At 53.2% G+C, this 20,260-nt stretch carries 18 protein-coding genes and 1 riboswitch; of the genes, 9 read left to right on the top strand and 9 right to left on the bottom strand.

Annotation, left to right across the window (positions count from 1 at the left end; all coding sequences use genetic code 11):
• Positions 1–27: 27 nt before the first annotated feature.
• A complete protein-coding gene (locus M987_RS20580; RefSeq protein ID WP_014070994.1) occupies positions 28–498 on the top strand; it encodes a YehS family protein in 471 nt (156 codons plus the stop codon).
• Between the two features lie 78 nt (positions 499–576).
• Here M987_RS20580 and metG read toward each other — a convergent pair whose 3' ends face one another.
• Positions 577–2,610, bottom strand: a complete 2,034-nt coding sequence (metG, locus tag M987_RS20575) for a methionine--tRNA ligase (protein WP_014070993.1) — start codon at positions 2,608–2,610, stop codon at positions 577–579.
• 137 nt (positions 2,611–2,747) lie between these two features.
• Between metG and apbC the strand changes: the two genes are divergently transcribed.
• Positions 2,748–3,857 carry an iron-sulfur cluster carrier protein ApbC gene (gene apbC / locus M987_RS20570; RefSeq protein ID WP_014070992.1) on the top strand — a complete coding sequence of 370 codons (1,110 nt, stop codon included), beginning with the start codon at positions 2,748–2,750 and terminating at the stop codon, positions 3,855–3,857.
• Positions 3,858–3,892: 35 nt separating this feature from the next.
• On the opposite strand, the gene M987_RS20565 is transcribed toward apbC, so the two are convergent.
• Both M987_RS20565 and M987_RS20560 read right to left on the bottom strand, forming a co-directional pair.
• Complete coding sequence (locus M987_RS20565; RefSeq protein ID WP_014070991.1) at positions 3,893–4,378, bottom strand: GNAT family N-acetyltransferase; 486 nt, start codon at positions 4,376–4,378, stop codon at positions 3,893–3,895.
• Entirely contained in the window at positions 4,323–4,655 is a 333-nt protein-coding gene (locus tag M987_RS20560; RefSeq protein ID WP_014070990.1) for an RcnB family protein, read from the bottom strand. The genes M987_RS20565 and M987_RS20560 overlap by 56 nt, the downstream gene beginning before the upstream one ends.
• A 464-nt stretch (positions 4,656–5,119) precedes the next feature.
• Between M987_RS20560 and M987_RS20555 the strand changes: the two genes are divergently transcribed.
• The 3 genes from M987_RS20555 to M987_RS20545 are packed head-to-tail and all read left to right on the top strand — an operon-like array spanning position 5,120 to position 8,903.
• A complete protein-coding gene (locus M987_RS20555; protein WP_014070989.1) occupies positions 5,120–6,259 on the top strand; it encodes a polysaccharide export protein in 1,140 nt (379 codons plus the stop codon).
• Positions 6,259–6,708, top strand: coding sequence for an arsenate reductase/protein-tyrosine-phosphatase family protein (locus M987_RS20550; RefSeq protein WP_014070988.1), 450 nt, complete (start codon positions 6,259–6,261; stop codon positions 6,706–6,708). Before M987_RS20555 ends, M987_RS20550 begins: the two co-directional genes overlap by 1 nt.
• Positions 6,708–8,903, top strand: a complete 2,196-nt coding sequence (locus M987_RS20545; RefSeq protein ID WP_014070987.1) for a polysaccharide biosynthesis tyrosine autokinase — start codon at positions 6,708–6,710, stop codon at positions 8,901–8,903. The genes M987_RS20550 and M987_RS20545 overlap by 1 nt, the downstream gene beginning before the upstream one ends.
• Positions 8,904–9,002: 99 nt before the next feature.
• Here M987_RS20545 and M987_RS20540 read toward each other — a convergent pair whose 3' ends face one another.
• The 3 genes from M987_RS20540 to M987_RS20530 form a co-directional block, all read right to left on the bottom strand.
• Positions 9,003–10,469: a pyridoxal phosphate-dependent decarboxylase family protein gene (locus M987_RS20540; protein WP_014070986.1), complete on the bottom strand. Its 1,467-nt coding sequence runs from the start codon at positions 10,467–10,469 to the stop codon at positions 9,003–9,005.
• Between the two features lie 18 nt (positions 10,470–10,487).
• The gene (locus M987_RS20535; protein WP_041162092.1) at positions 10,488–11,864 is read right to left on the bottom strand and encodes a diaminobutyrate--2-oxoglutarate transaminase; all 1,377 of its coding nucleotides are present in this window, start codon (positions 11,862–11,864) and stop codon (positions 10,488–10,490) included.
• 312 nt (positions 11,865–12,176) lie between these two features.
• A complete protein-coding gene (locus tag M987_RS20530) occupies positions 12,177–12,638 on the bottom strand; it encodes a hypothetical protein (protein ID WP_014070984.1) in 462 nt (153 codons plus the stop codon).
• Between the two features lie 594 nt (positions 12,639–13,232).
• Positions 13,233–13,329, top strand: a riboswitch (TPP riboswitch).
• A gap of 35 nt (positions 13,330–13,364) precedes the next feature.
• Between M987_RS20530 and thiM the strand changes: the two genes are divergently transcribed.
• From thiM to M987_RS20515, 3 genes are read left to right on the top strand one after another with little or no spacing between them, the layout of a single operon-like run.
• Positions 13,365–14,135, top strand: a complete 771-nt coding sequence (thiM, locus tag M987_RS20525; RefSeq protein WP_014070983.1) for a hydroxyethylthiazole kinase — start codon at positions 13,365–13,367, stop codon at positions 14,133–14,135.
• Positions 14,132–14,932 (top strand): bifunctional hydroxymethylpyrimidine kinase/phosphomethylpyrimidine kinase, encoded by an 801-nt coding sequence (gene thiD, locus M987_RS20520; RefSeq protein ID WP_014070982.1) that lies wholly within the window; start codon positions 14,132–14,134, stop codon positions 14,930–14,932. Before thiM ends, thiD begins: the two co-directional genes overlap by 4 nt.
• Before the next feature lie 41 nt (positions 14,933–14,973).
• The gene (locus tag M987_RS20515; RefSeq protein ID WP_014070981.1) at positions 14,974–15,720 is read left to right on the top strand and encodes a GntR family transcriptional regulator; all 747 of its coding nucleotides are present in this window, start codon (positions 14,974–14,976) and stop codon (positions 15,718–15,720) included.
• Here M987_RS20515 and M987_RS20510 read toward each other — a convergent pair.
• Genes M987_RS20510 through M987_RS20500 form a run of 3 tightly spaced genes read right to left on the bottom strand, consistent with a single transcriptional unit; the run spans position 15,694 to position 18,925 of the window.
• Complete coding sequence (locus M987_RS20510; RefSeq protein ID WP_014070980.1) at positions 15,694–16,650, bottom strand: PfkB family carbohydrate kinase; 957 nt, start codon at positions 16,648–16,650, stop codon at positions 15,694–15,696. The genes M987_RS20515 and M987_RS20510 overlap by 27 nt on opposite strands.
• Positions 16,647–17,651, bottom strand: coding sequence for an ADP-ribosylglycohydrolase family protein (locus tag M987_RS20505; protein ID WP_014070979.1), 1,005 nt, complete (start codon positions 17,649–17,651; stop codon positions 16,647–16,649). Before M987_RS20505 ends, M987_RS20510 begins: the two co-directional genes overlap by 4 nt.
• Positions 17,648–18,925, bottom strand: a complete 1,278-nt coding sequence (locus M987_RS20500) for a nucleoside permease (protein WP_014070978.1) — start codon at positions 18,923–18,925, stop codon at positions 17,648–17,650. Before M987_RS20500 ends, M987_RS20505 begins: the two co-directional genes overlap by 4 nt.
• A gap of 250 nt (positions 18,926–19,175) precedes the next feature.
• On the opposite strand from M987_RS20500, the gene fbaB reads away from it, so the two are divergent.
• Positions 19,176–20,228: a class I fructose-bisphosphate aldolase gene (fbaB, locus tag M987_RS20495; protein WP_014070977.1), complete on the top strand. Its 1,053-nt coding sequence runs from the start codon at positions 19,176–19,178 to the stop codon at positions 20,226–20,228.
• Positions 20,229–20,260 lie beyond the last annotated feature (32 nt).

Raw genomic sequence — 20,260 nt, 5'->3', positions numbered from 1 at the left:
ATTGCATCATCGACATTCGAAGGCTCTATGCTCAGTAACGATATACTCCGTAGCCTGCGCTACACCCTGAAAGCAAACAACAACGATATGGTGCGCATTCTTGCGCTGGCCGATATGGAATCCACGTCCGCCGGTTTTGACACCTGGATGACCAAAGAAGATGAAGAGGGCTTCGTGCGCTGCCCGGACATCATTCTGTCGGGTTTCCTGAACGGCCTGATTTACCATAAGCGCGGCAAAGATGAGTCTGCGCCTGAGCTTGCGCTGGAACGTCGTGTGAATAACAACACGGCGCTGAAAAAGCTGCGTATCGCGTTTTCTCTGAAAACGGACGATATTCTGGCGATCATGACCGAGCAGAAATTTCGCGTGTCGATGCCGGAGATCACCGCCATGATGCGCGCCCCGGATCATAAAAATTACCGCGAGTGCGGCGACCAGTTTATGCGTTATTTTTTACGCGGGTTGACGGTGCGCGAGCACGCGAAAAAAGCGTAGGTTACAGGCCGGGTAAGGCGAAGCCGCTGCCCGGTAAAAAGGCCAAAAAAAAGCCGGAGATTATCTCCGGCTTTTTTATTATTTCACCTGCTGACCAGGCTTCGCGCCTTCATCAGGGCTTAACAGGAAGATATCTTTACCGCCAGGACCTGCGGCCATCACCATGCCTTCGGAGATACCAAAGCGCATTTTACGCGGTGCCAGGTTAGCAACCATCACGGTCTGGCGGCCAATCAGTACCTGCGGATCAGGATACGCAGAACGGATACCAGAGAAGACGTTACGCTTTTCGCCACCCAGATCCAGCGTCAGACGCAGCAGTTTATCGGAGCCATCGACAAATTCCGCGTTTTCAATCAGCGCCACGCGCAGGTCAACTTTTGCGAAATCATCAAAGGTGATGGTTTCCTGAATCGGATCGTCAGCCAGCGGGCCGGTAACCGGTGCAGCAGCGGCTTTCACCTCTTCTTTAGAGGCTTCAACCAGCGCTTCAACCTGTTTCATCTCAATGCGGTTATACAGCGCTTTGAAGGTGTTCACTTTGTGGCTGAGCAGCGGCTGAGCCATCGTATCCCAGGTCAGTTCAGTGTTCAGGAACGCTTCTGCACGGGCGGAAAGCTGTGGCAGAACCGGCTTCAGATAGGTCATCAGCACGCGGAACAGGTTGATACCCATAGAGCAGATGGCCTGCAAATCGGCATCACGGCCTTCCTGCTTCGCCACAACCCACGGTGCCTGCTCGTCAACATAGCGGTTAGCCAGATCGGCCAGCGCCATGATTTCACGCACGGCTTTACCGAACTCACGTGCTTCCCACGCTTCGCCAATGGTCGCAGCCGCGTCGGTGAAGGTTTTGTACAGGGCTGGGTCAGCCAGTTCGGCCGCCATCACGCCGTCGAAACGCTTAGCGATAAAGCCTGCGTTACGGGAAGCCAGGTTCACCACTTTGTTCACGATGTCTGCGTTCACGCGCTGCACGAAATCTTCCAGATTCAGGTCGATATCGTCGATGCGTGAAGAGAGTTTCGCGGTGTAGTAATAGCGCAGGCTGTCCGCGTCGAAGTGGTTCAGCCAGGTGCTGGCTTTAATGAAGGTACCGCGAGATTTGGACATCTTCGCGCCGTTCACCGTCACATAACCGTGCACGAACAGGTTGGTAGGCTTGCGGAAGTTACTGCCTTCCAGCATTGCCGGCCAGAACAGGCTGTGGAAGTAAACGATGTCTTTGCCGATGAAGTGATACAGCTCGGCATCGGAGTCTTTCTTCCAGTATTCGTCAAAGCTGACGGTGTCGCCGCGCTTGTCACACAGGTTCTTGAACGAGCCCATGTAGCCAATTGGGGCATCCAGCCAGACGTAGAAATATTTGCCCGGTGCGTTCGGGATTTCAAAACCGAAGTACGGCGCATCGCGGGAGATATCCCACTGCTGCAAACCAGATTCGAACCACTCCTGCATTTTGTTGGCAACCTGCTCCTGCAACGCGCCGCTGCGGGTCCAGGCTTGCAGCATTTCGCTGAAGGATGGCAGGTCGAAGAAGAAGTGTTCGGAATCACGCATCACCGGCGTAGCACCAGACACCACAGATTTTGGCTCGATAAGCTCGGTTGGGCTGTAGGTTGCACCACACACTTCGCAGTTATCGCCATACTGGTCTGGTGATTTACATTTCGGGCAGGTGCCTTTCACGAAACGGTCCGGCAGGAACATGCCTTTTTCTGGATCGTACAGCTGAGAGATAGTGCGGTTTTTAATAAAACCGTTCTCTTTCAGGCGCGTGTAGATAAGCTCCGACAGTTCACGGTTCTCGTCGCTGTGCGTGGAGTGGTAGTTGTCGTAGCTGATGTCAAAGCCAGCAAAATCAGTCTGATGCTCCTGACTCATTTCGGCAATCATCTGCTCAGGAGAAACACCCAACTGCTGTGCTTTCAACATAATTGGCGTGCCGTGGGCATCGTCCGCGCAGATGAAGTTGACCTGATGGCCGCGCATTCGCTGGTAACGGACCCAGACATCAGCCTGGATATGCTCCAGCATGTGGCCGAGGTGGATTGAGCCGTTGGCGTACGGCAGTGCGCACGTTACCAGAATTTTTTTCGCGACTTGAGTCATAGTAGTCATTACTTCTTTTAACTGTGAAAAGGGTTTTTGATATTACCAAATGGGGCATTATTAAGTAAGCACAAACCGCGGCCTTTCAGGTAAACTTGTTCAACTAAGGTCTTATTCACAAGAACAAAGGAGTCGGGATGAGTTCGCAATCCCAGGCCAAATCACCGGAAGTCTTACGAGCAATGGTTGCCGGGATACTGGCTAATTTTCAGCATCCAACCCTGAAGCACAATCTCACTACGCTGAAAGCGCTGCATCATGTCGCCTGGCTGGATGACACGCTGCACATCGAGTTGCAAATGCCGTTCGTGTTCACCAGTGCCTTCGATACGTTAAAAGAGGAATGCAGCTCCGATCTGCTGCGCATCACCGGGGCGAAAGCCATTGACTGGAAGCTGACCCATAGCATTGCCACGCTCAAGCGGGTGAAAAACCATCCGGGCGTGAATGGGGTGAAGAATATCATCGCGGTGAGCTCTGGTAAGGGTGGGGTGGGTAAATCCTCCACAGCGGTAAACCTGGCGCTGGCGCTGGCTGCCGAAGGGGCAAAAGTCGGTATTCTGGATGCTGATATCTACGGCCCATCTATTCCCAACATGCTGGGTGCAGAAAACCAACGTCCAACCTCCCCTGATGGCACGCACATGGCGCCCATTATGGCGCACGGTCTGGCAACCAACTCGATTGGTTATCTGGTGACCGATGATAACGCCATGGTCTGGCGTGGCCCGATGGCCAGCAAAGCGCTGATGCAGATGTTGCAGGAAACCATGTGGCCCGATCTGGATTACCTGGTTCTGGATATGCCACCGGGTACAGGCGACATTCAGCTCACCCTGGCGCAGAACATTCCGGTTACCGGTGCCGTTGTGGTGACCACCCCGCAGGATATCGCGCTGATTGATGCCAAAAAAGGCATCGTCATGTTCGAGAAAGTTGAAGTGCCGGTACTCGGTATTGTCGAGAACATGAGTATGCATATTTGCAGCAACTGCGGACACCATGAGCCAATCTTTGGCACCGGTGGCGCAGAGAAACTGGCTGAGCAATATCACACTCAACTGCTTGGCCAGATGCCGCTGCACATTACGCTGCGTGAAGATCTGGACAGCGGTAAACCGACGGTCGTGAGCCGCCCTGAAAGTGAGTTTGCTGATATGTATCGCCAGCTGGCGGGCCGTGTTGCCGCACAGCTCTACTGGCAGGGCGAAGTAATCCCGAGCGAGATTGCATTCCGCGCAGTGTAAGCTTTGTAGCCGGGCCTGCGATGCGCAGCCCGGCGTTAACGCAACCGGTAGTGCATCAAATAATACTCTCCGTCCGGAGAATCCCCTGATGCTTCGATGTGCCAGCCGTGGCGCTGGTAAAATGCGACAGCCCGTTTATTTTTAACCAGACACTTCAACGCTCCCGTGCTGGTAAATGTCCGCTGCGCCTGTTCCAGTAATAACGCCCCCACGCCCTGACTCTGCCTGCGCGGATCAACAAACAAATTGTGCAGAAAATTATCGTTCGTCCAGATGGAGGCAAAGCCAAGCCGATGGCCGTCTTCAACCGCGACCCAAATCAGTTCGTCGCGGGTTGCCGCGTCAAAATCTTCGAGCTGCCATTCGGAAGCATCCAGCCACGGCCAGGCTTCACGCCGGGCATGAAGGTAGAGCGTGCGCAGGAAAGGGCGATCGCTCTCCTGCCACGGTCGAATCAGAAGGGGATCAGCGGTGATAGAAGATATCTCCGTTATAGGCTTTGTAGATTTTGCCGTCAGCATCACCAATCAGGACGTAGTTTTCGCCCATGTATGTCCAGTGGGTACCGGCATCCGGGGCCGGAAGATTACGCAGCTGATACTGTTTAATGGTGTACTCAGGCGTTTGGTATAGCGCCGGAGCCGTGTCACCAATCTTGAATTTTGTGAAATCGGCGATGAACTCTTGTTCTTCATAGGCCTTAATGCCAGAAGGGGCAGACGCCGTTTGTGGGGCGGCAGAGGCCGCACTCGCCAGAGACATAACTACACCCAGAAGCAGCCATTTACGCTTAGCCATTTTTTCTCCATTTATACCGTTACTGATACATTCAGCCTGCTGTTACGTTGACAGCCCGGCAGTAAGCCTATTCTAAGTACCATAGCCGAGTATGTTCGAAAAAAAATGTAACAAAAGTGAACGGTTTTGTGTGGTGCGGATGGGGAGTGTTATTTTTTATATGAATATGAGTGTCTCGCTATAATTCATCATTGTTATGTTTTATTTAATTAAATCTGAAAATGAATTTCTAATGCAAGTTTGTAACGACTATGACGTGCATTTTCGCAACGGAGGATTTAAGATTTTTTAAAATTCTACGGTTTGATTTTTTTCTCGCGGCGGCTTCAGGGATTCCGTTTTTTTTACCTTTCTTTAACGTTTGTATGTAATGACTTTAAACTCAGCTGATTACAGGTGGCGAGACGTGTGAGCTTGTGCGCCGGGCTGCATTTTTTGCGTGCATGGATGATAAATTTATATAAATGAAAAAAACAACAGCATTTTCTTTAATATTTCTCGTGATAAGTCAGTTGACCGGATGCGTAATTTCGCCTGGCCAAACATTGAAGACGACCGGGAAAAATAGTATTACGCCTTTTGATATAAATAATGATTTAGATAAACAAGTAGATATATATCCATTAACGCCTTTTTTAATCGAAAAACTGCGTCCCGTCGCGGTTAAATCTCAGGCAAATCCTAATCTGGATGAGCAGGTCAAAAACTGGGAATACCACATTGGTACCGGTGACATCCTGACGGTCACCGTCTGGGATCACCCGGAGCTCACAACACCCGCCGGTCAGTACCGTAGTGCAAGTGATACAGGTAACTGGGTCAATGCAGATGGTACGCTTTTCTATCCTTACCTGGGCAAACTGCACGTGGCGGGAAAAACGGTTTCAGAGGTACGTGAGGCAATCACAGTGCGGCTGGATAGCGTCATTGAAAGCCCGCAGGTGGATGTGAGTGTTGCCTCTTTCCGTTCGCAAAAAGCTTACGTAACGGGTGAAGTGGTGAAATCGGGTCAGCAGGCTATCACCAATATTCCCCTGACGGTCATGGATGCCGTTAACGCTGCGGGAGGGCTGTCTGCTGACGCCGACTGGCGTAATGTGGTGCTCACCCATAATGGCCAGGATTCACGAATATCACTCTACGCCCTGATGCAGCATGGCGATCTGACCCAAAATAAGCTGCTCTATCCTGGTGATATCCTGTTTATTCCGCGTAATGACGCGCTGAAAGTGTTCGTGATGGGTGAAGTCATTAAGCAGAGTACGCTGAAGATGGATCGTAGCGGTATGACGCTAGCTGAAGCCCTGGGGAATGCCGGAGGGCTGAATCAGGATATGGCCGATGCAACGGGCATTTTTGTTATCCGCTCGATACGCGAGACCGGGAAAACAGGCAAAATCGCCAATATTTATCAGCTTAATGCACAAGACGCGTCGGCAATGGTGTTGGGAACGGAATTTCAGCTAGAGCCGTACGATATTGTTTATGTCACCACGGCACCGCTGTCGCGCTGGAATCGGGTGATCGCGCAGTTAGTGCCGACGATAACGGGCGTGCATGACCTGACCGAAACGGTTCGTTACATCAGATCGTGGCCACAATAATGTTCCATTCAATACTCGTAGTTTGTACTGGAAATATATGCCGCTCCCCGATCGGGGAACGGCTTTTACGCCAGCAACTGCCCGGAAAATTGATCACGTCAGCGGGTATCTATGGGCTGGAAGGATGTCCGGCAGATGAAGCTGCGCAGGATGTTGCCTGGCGTCATGGTCTTTCACTTGATGGTCACATCGCCCGCAGGCTGACTCACAGCCAGATGGAGAAATCCGACCTTATTCTGGTGATGGAACCGCAGCATCTTCACTTCATTGCCGCCACGGCCCCGGAAATTCGGGGGAAATCACTTCTGTTTGGACACTGGCTAAAACAACAGGATATTCCCGATCCGTACAGGAAAAGCAATGAAGCCTTTGAGTATGTTTTCGAGCAGTTAGGGAAAGCCAGCCAGGAATGGGCTCGTCGCCTGAGTCAAAAAGGAATTCAGCATTAATGTCGACAAACACAACAAGTCATTACGGTGCGCGAGCACCTGAACATAATGAAATGGATCTCCTGCGATTAATTGGGGAGATAATTGATCACCGCACGCTGATCCTCAGCATCACACTCCTTTTCACTCTTGGCGCTGTGCTTTTCGCTTTTATGAGCACTCCGATATATCAGGGCGATGTGCTGATACAGGTAGAAAGTAAGCAAGATAACGACCTTCTCAAGAGTTTGAGCCAGTTTAGCGGAGATCTTACACCAGACACGGGGCCTGAGATTCAGCTGCTTAAATCACGTATGATCCTGGGTGCGACGGTAGATCAGCTAAAACTGTCGCAGCAGGTTAAGCCGTATTATTTCCCTGTGCTGGGTTCGCTCTGGGCGAAACTCCAGGGGCGCACTCCGCCGGAAGTCACCCTGAAGTGGCTGAATATCCCGCTGTTCAAAGGAAAGCCGCAAAAACTTATCCTGACCGTCCTGGATAAGGGGCGTTATCGTCTTGAGGGCGACAACGTTGAGGCTGAAGGCATTACCGGAAAACCCTTCGCCCTGAATGGCATTTCTCTCTTTGTCACGGATACCACCGCATCGACCGGGGACAAGTTTGAACTGAAAACGTCCAGCAGACTGGAGGCAATCAACGCTCTTAACAAGCGGTTGACGGTAGCCGAATCGGCCAAGCAAAGCGGGATGCTGACATTAACCCTGACGGGTGAAAAACCTGAGAAAATTATTCAGATACTGGATACGGTTGCTGAAAATTATCTTAAGCAAAATATTGTGCGCCAGGAAGCGCAGGATACCCGCAGCCTGGCGTTTCTGCAGAATCAGCTTCCCATAATCAGTCATGAACTGGATTTGGCCGAAGCGCGGCTGAATGCCTATCGTGAGAAACGTGACTCTGTCGATTTATCGCTGGAGGCAAAATCGGTTCTGGATCAGATCGTTAACGTAGAGAATCAGCTCAACGAACTGACCTTCCGTGAGGCGGAAATCTCTCAGCTCTTCAAGAAAGAGCACCCCACCTACCGCGCACTGAAGGAAAAACGCCAGACGCTTCAACAGCAAAGAACGCGTTTGAACAATCGCGTTTCAGCCATGCCCTCTACGCAGCAGGAGATTTTACGCCTGAGCAGGGATGTCGAGTCCGGCCGCACCATCTACTTACAGCTGCTGACGCGTCAGCAAGAATTGAATATTTCTCGTTCCAGCGTAATTGGCAACGTGCGCATCATTGATCGGGCTGTCACCCAACCCGATCCGGTTTGGCCCAAAAAAGTGCCGTTCGTCGTCATCGGTATACTGACAGGATTGATACTCTCTACAGGTAGCGTCTTGTTTCGCTTAGGCGTACAGCGCGGCATTACAACTTCTGAGCAACTGGAAGCTAAGGGGATACCTGTGTTGGCCACGTTGCCAAGATCGGTCTGGCTATGGAAAAACACACACCTCAGAAGAAAAAATCTTTTTGCTTCTCAGTGGATGCATAAAACCTCGGAAATTCCATTCCTGCCGATTGACCGCCCAACAGATATTTTTGTTGAAGCGATACGTGGGTTACGAACCAGCCTGCACTTCACCATGATGGACGCAGAAAACCAGACCGTGGTAATTACCGGGCCAACGCCGGACTGCGGAAAGACGCTGGTCAGTACATCACTGGCGGCCGTTGCGGGTCAGGCCGGGCTGCGGGTGCTATTTATCGATGCCGATATGCGCAAAGGGTACGTCCATAATATCTTTGGGCTCAGTAACCAGACTGGGCTTTCCAGCGTGCTGGAAGGAAAGAGTGAGTATCGGGACGCGATTCAGTCTTACGAGAAAGGCGGGATAGATGTTATGACCTGTGGGCCTGTGCCTTCTGCTCCTTCGGAGCTGATGCTTGGTCACACATTTCGGGAAATGATGTCATGGGTGAATGAAAACTATGATCTTATTATTCTCGATACCCCGCCGGTACTTGCGGTCACGGATGCAGCGCTAATAGCCAGATATGCGGCAACCTCCGTGCTGGTGGCTCGCTATCATAAAACCAGTGAGAAAGAGACAGAAACCAGTATAAAACGTCTGCTTCAGGCGGGTGTGCAGGTGAGAGGAACGATCCTCAACGACATTATGAAATCCGCTGCGCTCTATTACAGCTCGGGATATAGCCAGCAGGGTTATGGCTATACCCAAAGTAATAAACGCGAGAGTTAGCTTTTTACCAGAAGATATCAGAGGAACGATGAGTATCAGAACTGGAGGGGGGATGACGCGTCGAAGTAGCCCCTCTCTCTGTGAGAGAGGGGCAGGGTATTATTTCGCCAGAACTTCCTGCGCAGTACGCTCAACCAGAGACAGCAGGACTTTGATGTCCTCCAGCGTCACGGTTGGGTTCAGCAGAGTCAGCTTCAGGCAGGTAACACCGTTATGCTCGGTGACACCGACGTTGGCACGGCCGGATTCCAGCAACGCATCGCCGATTTTCTGGTTCAGCAGCGCAACGCCCGCGTTGTCCATCTGCATTTGCGGACGGAAGCGGAACAGCACGCTTGCCAGCTGAGGTTGCATCACCAGTTCAAGAGCAGACTGCTCTTTCACATATGCAGCAACCTGCTGTGCCAGGGTCACACCGTGATCGATGATCGCAGCATATTGTTCCTGACCCAGAGCTTCCAGGCTCATCCACAGTTTCAGCGCATCGAAACGACGCGTGGTTTGCAGAGACTTGGATACCAGGTTAGGCACGCCAGCTTCTTCGTCGAACTCAGAGTTCAGGTATGCCGCCTGATAACGCATCAGTTCATAGTGACGCGCTTCTTTCAGCAGGAACGCGCCGCAGCTGATGGTCTGGAAGAACTGCTTGTGGAAGTCCAGGGTAATGGAATCCACCAACTCGATGCCGTCCAGATAGTGACGATACTGCTCAGACATCAGCAGTGCGCCGCCCCAGGCCGCATCAACGTGTACCCAGATATTCTGCTTCGCCGCCAGCTCAGCAATCGCACGCAGCGGATCGATAGCACCGGCATCGGTCGTACCTGCTGTCGCGACAATCGCCAGGATCTGTTCGCCGTTGGCGTTGCACTGCTCAATTTTCGCCGCCAGATCGGTCAGATCCATGCGGGAGAATTCGTCAGTTTTCACCTGCACCACGGACTGGTAACCCAGGCCCATCAGCGCCATGTTTTTCTGCACGGAGAAGTGCGCGTTTTCGGAGCACAGCACGCGAATTTTACGCAGATCGCCAACCAGACCATCTTGCTGGACGGAGTGGCCCAGACGCGCAAAGAACGCATCACGTGCCAGCATCAGTCCCATCAGGTTGCTCTGGGTGCCGCCGCTGGTGAAGACACCTGCGTCGCCAGCCTGATAACCCACGCGGGTACGCAGCCATTCGATCAGTTTGATTTCGATAATGGTTGCGGACGGGCTTTGATCCCAGGAGTCCATACTCTGGTTAGTTGCGTTAATCAGCACTTCCGCGGCCTGGCTTACCACCAGGCTTGGGCAATGCAGGTGCGCAACACACTGCGGGTGATGAACGGACAAACTGTCTTTCAGGAAGAACTCAACGGCGCGTTCAATCGCCGCGTCATTGCCCAGCCCTTTCGGGTTGAAATCCAGCTTAATACGGTCGCGCAGTTCCGCGACCGTTTTGCCCTGGTACATCTCAGGCTGTTTCAGCCACTGCATCACAGCCTGAGTGCTTTGTTCAATCGCCTGCTGGTAAGCTTCAATGCTCTGCGCAGAGGAGAACAAAATTGGGTTTGAATCAGACATCGTAATCAATAACTCCGGTTACGCCGGGCGAACGCCCGCAGCAAGCAGTGCCTGCTCGAATTTATCCAGGAAGATTTTCAGCTCTTCATCGCTGATCAGCAGAGAAGGCAGCAGACGCAGCACAATGCCGTTACGGCCGCCACGTTCCAGAATCAGACCGGCTTCGAAGCACTTCTTCTGAATCAGTGCAGACAGCTCGCCATCGCCCGGGTAGCAACCCATGTGATCAGCTGCTTCGTGTGGCTTAACGATCTCGATACCGATCATCATGCCCAGACCACGAACGTGACCGATTACCGGATAACATTTTTGCAGTTCAGCCAGCTGTGCTTTCAGCCATTCGCCTTGTGCAGCCACTTTACCTGCGATGTTCTGGTCTTTGAGGATTTTCAGCGTCGTCAGGCCGGTTGCCATCGCCAGCTGGTTGCCGCGGAAAGTACCGGTGTGGTGACCTGGAGCCCATGCATCGAACTGCTTTTTGATACCGAGCACGGCCAGCGGCAGACCGCCACCTACAGCTTTGGACATCACGATGATGTCTGGCTCGATGCCAGCGTGTTCGAAGGCGAAGAATTTACCGGTACGGGCAAAGCCTGCCTGAACTTCATCGAGGATCAGCAGAATGCCGTGTTCCTGAGTCACTTTACGGATGCGCTGCAACCACTCAGCCGGAGCCGGGTTCACGCCGCCTTCGCCCTGAACCGCTTCCAGAATAACGGCAGCAGGTTTACGCACGCCGCTTTCAACGTCGTTGATCAGGTTATCGAAATAGTAAGTCAGCGCTTTCACGCCCGCTTCACCGCCGATACCCAGTGGGCAACGGTACTGGTGCGGGTAAGGCATGAACTGAACTTCTGGCATCATGCCGTCAACCGCTTCTTTCGGAGACAGGTTGCCGGTCACGGACAGTGCGCCGTGAGTCATACCGTGGTAACCACCAGAGAAGCTGATGATACCGCTACGGCCGGTGACTTTTTTCGCCAGTTTCAGTGCCGCTTCAACAGCATCGGCGCCAGATGGGCCGGTGAATTGCAGGCAATACTCTTTGCCCTGACCAGGCAGCAGAGACAGCAGATATTCGGAGAACGCGTCTTTCAACGGCGTAGTCAGATCCAATGTATGTAACGGCAAGCCGCTGGTAATGACATTTTGGATGCTTTTCAGCACATCAGGGTGGTTATGGCCAAGCGCAAGGGTGCCTGCGCCTGCTAAACAGTCAAGGTATTCTTTATTATCTGCATCGGTGATCCACACGCCGTCTGCTTTAGTGATAGCTAAAGGCAGCTTGCGCGGATAACTCCTGACGTTAGATTCAAACTCGGCCTGACGGGCCAGATAGGTTTCGTTGCTTTTATGGGCATCTACGGTGTCAATACGGACTTTATCCGTCATCATATCACTCCTACAACCGCAGCTTCGTTATGCGCCACGATTGAATAAAAAGTTAAAAAACAGATGGGGCCTGGAAAAAACGCCGCCAATATAGAGCCTTTTGCCACGGGGCTCAATGGTTAATTTGTTTACTGTTTTGTTACATGGCGCTCAGGGGGAGGAATATCCTCGTTTTGAGAAAGAAAGTAGTGAATTCTGAGTAATAAAAACAGTGCGTTACACTGACTTCGGCCTGACTGTAAAAGTCAGGGATAGAGTGTTACAAATCGTGCCTTTTTTTGCCGGAAAAGGAGGCTTATTGCCTCCTCCGCTTCGTTATTTCTGTGTCACCTGCAAAAGTCCGTGCTCGCGTCCTTTGGCTTTATTCCACGAAGCATCCGTAATACCGTTCTCATCAAGGCTAATGGATATAACAAATCCATTACCATGTATTTCATAAAAATTAGCATTTAGGCGTTTAACGGTTGCTTTTTTACCATTTACCGTTGCGCTAAAAAAGCCGTTCGAAAGGGTGGCATTCAGTCCGTTCGCTGAGAACGACGCTTCACGCAGGGGATCGTGGATCCTGGCTTCTTGCGCATGTTGTACTGCGGCGGTGGCATTCTCCAGCGCTTGCTTTTCAGCCGCTGCGTTTACCGCTGCCGTCCGGTTTTGCTCGGCAAGGTAGCAGGTATCACGGCTGATGCCCTGCGCTTCGCATTTCGCCATCCGATCCGCCTGGGTTGTACACCCCGCCAGCGTTGAAAGGGTTACGGCTATCATCACTAACTTTTTCATTATATGACCTTGATTATTGGAAACGACACAGAATCAATTCGTTTATTTACCTGGCAGCTATAAGCACTGGTTTATTTGCGTAAAATAAATCACGCCAATAAAAATGCCCGTCGCAACCAGGCACAAAGACACTATTGCGCTATATATGATTAATTTCATCGAATTAATATCAATATGACGAGTAAGGAATATCGTAAATATTATAAATTAACGTAGAACCTGCTTGAGTATATGTTTCTTTAGTAGCGACACTGATAACGGAGGACAACTATCCAATATCAGGACTGTCTTCATTTTGATGTGGATCACCTTTGTTACTATTAGATAAGCCCATGGCTATATAAAAGACATCTCAGTAACATGTTGTTTTTGATGGGTATTTATGGCTGTCGTACAAGCGGGGTAAATCAGGCTGAACGTTTAATTACTCATAAATCAATAACATTAAATGTATGCATTTAAATATAGTTGCAGCAAAAAATAATGGATAAAAATTTGATTGTTTAGCGCGGGTATCAGTGAGGTAGCCGAAAGGGGCGGGGCTTGCTATTACGTGTCGCTTACCTTAGTCTGCCCCTGTTACAGCATTTTGTGTAATTTGACTCGGGGTGCCCTTCTTTGTGAAGGCTGAGAAATACCCGTATTACCTGATCTGGATAATGCCAGCGTAGGGAAGTCAGATGCCTTCCCGGTCATCGCTTCTTCACGCAAGGCAGGAGCGAAACCATGCAGCCTGACCTGCTCGACTTACACGTTTTACATCAGTTCCGAACCCGTTCCCCGCTCACGCACTGCATGACCAATGATGTCGTGCAAACCTTTACCGCTAACGTGCTGCTGGCGCTTGGTGCTTCTCCGGCAATGGTCATTGAAGCAGAAGAAGCTGAACAGTTCGCCACCTTTGCAGATGCGCTGCTGATTAATGTCGGCACACTGACCGCCCCGCGCGCGCAATCGATGCGCCGGGCAATAGAGAGTGCCGTTGCCGCAGCTAAACCCTGGACGCTGGATCCGGTTGCGGTCGGCGCGCTGACGTTTCGCACCCGCTTTTGCCATCAAATCCTCGCGCTCAAACCTGCTGCTATTCGCGGTAATGCCTCGGAAATTCTTGCGCTTGCCGGAATGAGTGCCGGCGGCCGTGGCGTTGATACCACCGATACGGCCGCAAGCGCGCTGCCCGCGGCTCAGGCGCTGGCGCGGCAGACCAACGCCATCGTCGTGGTCACCGGGGAAGTCGATTATGTGACTGACGGGCTGCGAACCCATACGGTGACAGGGGGTGATCTGCTGATGACGCGCGTTGTGGGAACCGGATGCGCGCTTTCGGCGGTGGTGGCCGCCAGCTGTTCATTGCCAGGTGACCGGCTGGATAACGTGGCGGCAGCCTGCGGGTTTATGAAGCGCGCAGGTACGGTCGCCATTAAACATTCTCTCGGCCCGGGCAGCTTTGCCAGCGCGTTTCTCGATGCGCTTTACACCCTGGAGGAACAGGTATGAAACGGATTAATGCACTGACCATTGCCGGAACCGACCCAAGCGGCGGCGCGGGTATTCAGGCCGATTTGAAAACCTTTTCGGCGCTGGGAGCTTATGGGTGTTCGGTCATTACTGCCCTGGTGGCGCAGAACACGCGCGGTGTGCAGTCGGTTTATCGCATTGAGCCTGATTTTGTCGCAGCACAGCTGGACTCAGTGTTCAGCGATGTGCGCATCGACACCACAAAAATCGGGATGCTGGCGGAGACAGACATTGTCGAAGCGGTGGCTGAGCGGCTTAAACGCTACCAGATACAAAATGTGGTGCTTGATACCGTCATGCTGGCTAAAAGCGGCGATCCGCTGCTGTCTGTTTCTGCTGTCGAGACGCTGCGACAAAAACTGCTGCCGCAGGTGGCGTTGATCACCCCAAACCTGCCTGAAGCCGCAGCGCTGCTGAATGCACCGCCCGCGCGCAATGAACGCGAAATGAAAGAGCAGGGCAGTGCGCTGCTGGCCATGGGCTGCGGCGCGGTACTGATGAAAGGCGGCCATCTCGATGATGCCGAAAGCCCGGACTGGCTCTTTACCCGTGACGGGGAAATGCGTTTTACCGCCCCGCGGGTGCAGACTAAAAACACCCACGGCACGGGCTGTACGCTCTCGGCGGCGCTGGCAGCGCTGCGTCCGCGACATAATTCCTGGGCAGATACGGTGCAGGAAGCCAAAACCTGGCTCTCTGCGGCGCTGGCAAAAGCCGATACTCTGGAAGTGGGTCACGGTATTGGGCCGGTTCATCATTTTCATGCATGGTGGTAAGCCGTATACTGGCAATAAACACCACGCCTGAGAAAACACAGATGGAACAAGCGCATACCCGGTTAATCGAGCAGCTTAACGAACGGATCGCCGCGCCGGACAACACGCCGCTGTACCTTAAGTTTGCCGAAACGGTCAAAAATGCCGTGCGCAGTGGCGTGCTGGAGCACGGGAATATTCTGCCGGGCGAACGCGATCTGAGCCAGCTGACCGGGGTGTCGCGTATTACTGTACGTAAAGCGATGCAGGCGCTGGAAGAAGAGGGCGTGGTCACGCGCGCCCGGGGTTACGGCACGCAAATTAATAACATCTTTGAATATTCGCTCAAAGAGGCGCGCGGGTTTTCTCAGCAGGTGGTGTTACGCGGGAAAAAGCCCAATACGCTGTGGGTCAATAAGCGAGTGGTGAAATGCCCGGAAGAGGTCGCCAGCCAGCTGTCACTTGCGCCGCAAAGCGATGTCTTCTTACTTAAGCGTATTCGTTACGTGGATGACGACGCTGTTTCGATTGAGGAATCCTGGGTTCCGGTGGGATTAATTCACGACCCGGATGCGATTGGTATTTCGCTGTACGATTACTTCCGCAGTCAGAATATCTTTCCGCAGCGCACTCGTTCCCGCGTCAGCGCCCGGATGCCGGACAGCGAATTTCAGACGCATATCAAAATGGACGATAAAATACCGGTGCTGGTGATAAAGCAGGTTGCGCTTGACCAACAACACCGGCCCATTGAGTACAGCATCAGCTATTGCCGAAGCGATCTATACGTCTTTGTGTGCGAGGAGTAACTCATCACGGGTGGGGGCACAATCGCCGCCCCGATGGCTGACCACCCAGGCCGCGACCGCGTTGCCTAGCAGCACTGCATCGGCCAGGCTCCATCCCGCCGCCAGCCCGGCAAGCGTACCGCCTGCATGACTATCGCCGGCGCCAATGGTGTCCACCACCGTGGCAGGAAAGGCCGGAACATACCCGCTATCGTCCCCGTTAAAAAAACCGGCGCCGTCTTTATCGTGACGCACAATCAGCGCAGAGGCGAACCGCTTTTGCCATTGCCCGCCTAATGACTCCGGATCCATGCCAAACCTTTCGGCGGCAATCTCTGCCTCCTGGCGATTAAGCGACACAATAGGCTGACAGGCCATAATGCGCGCCATCAGTGAGTCGGGGATATCGGCAATGCGCGGGCCGAAGTCGATAAACGCCGTCACGTCAGGCAGGCCTTCCAGCCATGTCGTGAGCAGCTCGCCGCAGGGTGACGCCAGCTGGTAGCCGGACAAATACACCAGGCTTGCGGGCGGTACGTCGAGCGCATCCAGCCAGGGCTGCTGCCACTGGTTTTCCACGCCGCTGAACGACATAAACGTGCGTTCACCGTCAGGCTCGACCAGCGCCAGACACCAACCGTTGTCGCCTGTTTCGGCTTCTACCGCGCTGTGCAGATCCTGTTTTGCCATCGCGTTACGAATGATATCCGCCCACACACCGTGCCCGACGGGCAATGCGTTTTGCGTGGTAATGCCAAGCCGTTTCAGCGCAATGGCAATGTTCAGCGCGCAGCCACCAATGTTCACACCCTGTTGTTTTAGCTCGATATCACACCCGCGCCACGGCAGGGCGTAAGCATCAGCAATGACGTCAATCACTGCCGCGCCCAGTACTGTTACCGGGCGTGTAGCCTGTAATGTCTCAAGGTGACGGGCAAAATCTGACGTCATACGCCCTCCCTTTGCTCCCGGTAGTGCAGTAATTTTTCGCAGTAATGACCAAAGTCGAGCTGGTTAACGGCATCGAGTTCATTTTTAAGCGCCGGATCAATCGCCTGCACGCCATGCAGCGCGCCGCAGATAGCCGTTGCCATCGCGCCGATGGTGTCAGTATCACCGCCCAGGTTGGCACATAAAATGGCGCAGCGATTCGGATCGGTTCCTGCCAGTTCAACCATCGCAATGGCTGCCGGAACAGACTCAATGGTACTGGTGCCCGCCCCGACGAGTTGATAAACCTGCTCGCTGGCGGATTCGATCCCTTTTGCATTGCGCACGGTGTGTAGCGCCAGTTCGATACGCGCGGCAAGAGAAGCGCTGAATGTGGTGGGCTTCGCTTCCTGGGCATACCGGGCGATACCGGGCAGGGCATCAACGATGTTCTGCCAGCGTTCGCCGTCGATGGCGCGTGAAATCGCCCAGGCAATCACCACCGCCCCTGCAATCGCGAGGTCAGATTTATGCGTGGGGCTGGACGCAAGTGCCACCTGTTCGACAAAGTGTTCAAGGCGGGTGGCGGGCAGCAAACATCCTAGTGGGGATGCGCGCATGGCCGCGCCGTTGGTTACGCCGTTGTTCTCAAGCGCACTCACCGGTTTACCGTCGCGGATGGCATTCAGCGCGATTTTCGACGTTGGGCCAAGCACGTTTTTGTTAAACGCGTCGAATGATTCGGCCCAGTGCAGAATATGTTTGCCGATGACATCCGCATTGATCTGCCCGTCGCATTCGATAATCGCGTCGGCCAGGCACAGCGCCATTGAGGTGTCATCGGTAAACTCTGCCTGGTCAAAATAGCAGGCCGCGTTGTTCTCGGCCGGCCCCGGTAAGAAGCGGTCTATCCAGCCGAAGTGGGCTTTCACACGGCTTCTTGGCCACAGTTCCGATGGCATACCCATCGCATCCCCTAACGCCTGCCCGTAAAGAGCACCGAGAACACGTTCGTGTTTCATTTCACTTCCCCTTGTGTCAGCGCGGTATCGCCATCAACCACCTCAATTGCGGTGATCTCTTTATCCGATTCGCGGAAAAACAGCATAAACATCACGGCGATCACGGCAATCATGATCCCACCAAATGCCCACATTCCGGCCCAGTTGAAGGTCAGCCCGTTCACCGGCTCTTTGTATGCGAACATTTTTTCCATCATCACACCGCCCAGGCGGTAACCCAGCAGGCTACCAAAGCCCTGACAGCACAGCGTGATCAAGCCCTGCGCGGCAGTACGCATATGCGCGGGCGCTTTTTTATCGACATAGATGTACGCGGTCACGTAATAGAAGTCATAGCTCACGCCGTGCAGCAGAATGCCGAGGAACAGCAGGGCGTAAGTGAAGTATTGCTCTGCGCCGCCGTAAACAAAGAAGCCGTAGCGGATGGCGGCGGTGATAAGCCCCAGCAGCAATACCTTCTTAATACCAAAGCGTTTGGTGAAGAACGGCAGCGCCAGCATAAAGAAGATTTCAGAGAACTGGCCAAGCGTCATCCAGCCGGTGGCGTTTTTCATGCCCACTTCGGTGAGATAACCATTGGCGAAGATGTAGTAAAACGCCAGCGGCATGGCGAACAGGAACGAGCAGCAGAAGAACACCAGGAAGTTCTTGTCGCGCAGCAGGATCAGCGCATCCAGCCCCAGCATCACTTTGATGTCCAGTTTGCCGGTGCTCTTCGGTGGTGTATTCGGCAGGAACAGTGCAAAAACGCCGAGCAGCGCGGAGCTGGCGGCGGTCATCAGCAGCGGGATATTGGTATCAGAGATATCGTTATAGCCCATCATCTGCGGCAGAAAACCACAGGCCAGGCCGGAGGCGATCCAGCCGATAGTGCCCATCACGCGGATACGCGGGAAATCGGCCTCCACATCGTCCACGTTAGAGAAGGCGATGCTGTTGGTCAGGGCGATGGTGGGCATATAGGTCAGGGAATACGCCAGCAGCAGCGGGAAGAAGGTGGCGAACTGGGTCTGCTGCGCGGCGAAGTACATCAGTACGGCACCGGCAAACATCAGCACCGCCAGCACTTTCTGAGCGGCAAAGAAGCGGTCGGTCAGTGAGCCGACAAGGATCGGCGAGAGGATCGCGGCGATCGCGGTACAGGCATAAGACCAGCCAATTTCCCCGGCGCTAAAGCCGCTTTTGCTCAGCCAAAGCCACAGTGGCACAAACCACGCGCCCCAGATAAACCATTCAACAAACATCATGAATGACAGTTGGACTTTCGTTTTCATTGTTTAATCCTGCATGTCAGAGAGGGTACTCCTTTAACATACCATTCAATAATACCTTTTAAATACCTTTGTGGTGATTGTTTGATCAATGTAACATTTTTGTTGTACACGAATCGAGCCAGCAGATTGTGCTGAAAAAATCCCGGCTGGTGGAAAATCTGTTAAGTCAGTACCAGGCTTAGTCTGCCCGCAAAAATGTGGGTCTGGATATCACTCACCGACACGACGTCGGAATTACGGGAGCATCACTATGACTGATATTGCGCAGTTGCTTGGCAAAGACGCCGACAGCCTTTTACAGCATCGTTGTATGACCATTCCAGCCGACCATCTCTATCTGCCCGGTCACGACTATGTCGACCGCGTGATGATAGACAACAACCGCCCGCCAGCCGTACTGCGAAACATGCAGACGCTCTACAACACCGGGCGTCTGGGTGGAACCGGGTATCTCTCCATTCTGCCGGTTGACCAGGGCGTAGAGCACTCTGCGGGGGCATCCTTCGCGGCTAATCCGCTCTATTTCGATCCGAAGAACATTGTCGAGCTGGCGATTGAAGCGGGCTGTAACTGTGTAGCGTCGACTTACGGCGTGCTGGCTTCGGTGTCCCGCCGTTACGCGCACCGCATTCCTTTCCTGGTGAAGTTGAACCACAATGAAACCCTGAGCTACCCAACCGAATATGACCAGACGCTTTACGCCAGCGTCGAGCAGGCCTTCAATATGGGCGCTGTGGCGGTAGGGGCGACCATCTATTTTGGCTCTGAACAGTCTCGTCGTCAGATTGAAGAGATTTCTGCCGCCTTTGAGCGTGCGCACGAGCTGGGCATGGTGACCGTGCTGTGGGCCTATCTGCGAAACAACGCGTTCAAGAAAGACGGTGTGGATTACCACGTTTCCGCTGACCTGACCGGCCAGGCAAACCATCTGGCGGCAACCATTGGTGCGGATATTGTGAAGCAGAAAATGGCCGAGAATAACGGCGGCTATAAGGCGGTGAATTTCGGTTATACCGATGACCGTGTGTACAGCAAACTGACCACTGATAATCCGATCGATCTGGTGCGCTACCAGCTGGCAAACTGCTATATGGGCCGCGCGGGGCTGATTAACTCCGGCGGTGCGGCAGGCGGTGAAACGGATCTGTCAGATGCGGTGCGCACGGCGGTGATCAATAAACGCGCGGGCGGCATGGGGCTGATCCTCGGCCGTAAGGCGTTTAAGAAATCGATGGCCGATGGCGTGAAGTTGATTAACGCGGTTCAGGATGTGTATCTGGATAGCAAAGTGACCATAGCGTAACTTCTGTACTTCTCCCTCTCCCTTTTGGGGAG

The sequence above is a fragment of the Enterobacter soli ATCC BAA-2102 genome, assembly GCF_001654845.1.
GTDB classification, from domain to species: Bacteria; Pseudomonadota; Gammaproteobacteria; order Enterobacterales; family Enterobacteriaceae; genus Enterobacter; species Enterobacter soli.
This window is presented reverse-complemented; position numbering and strand designations above follow the sequence as displayed.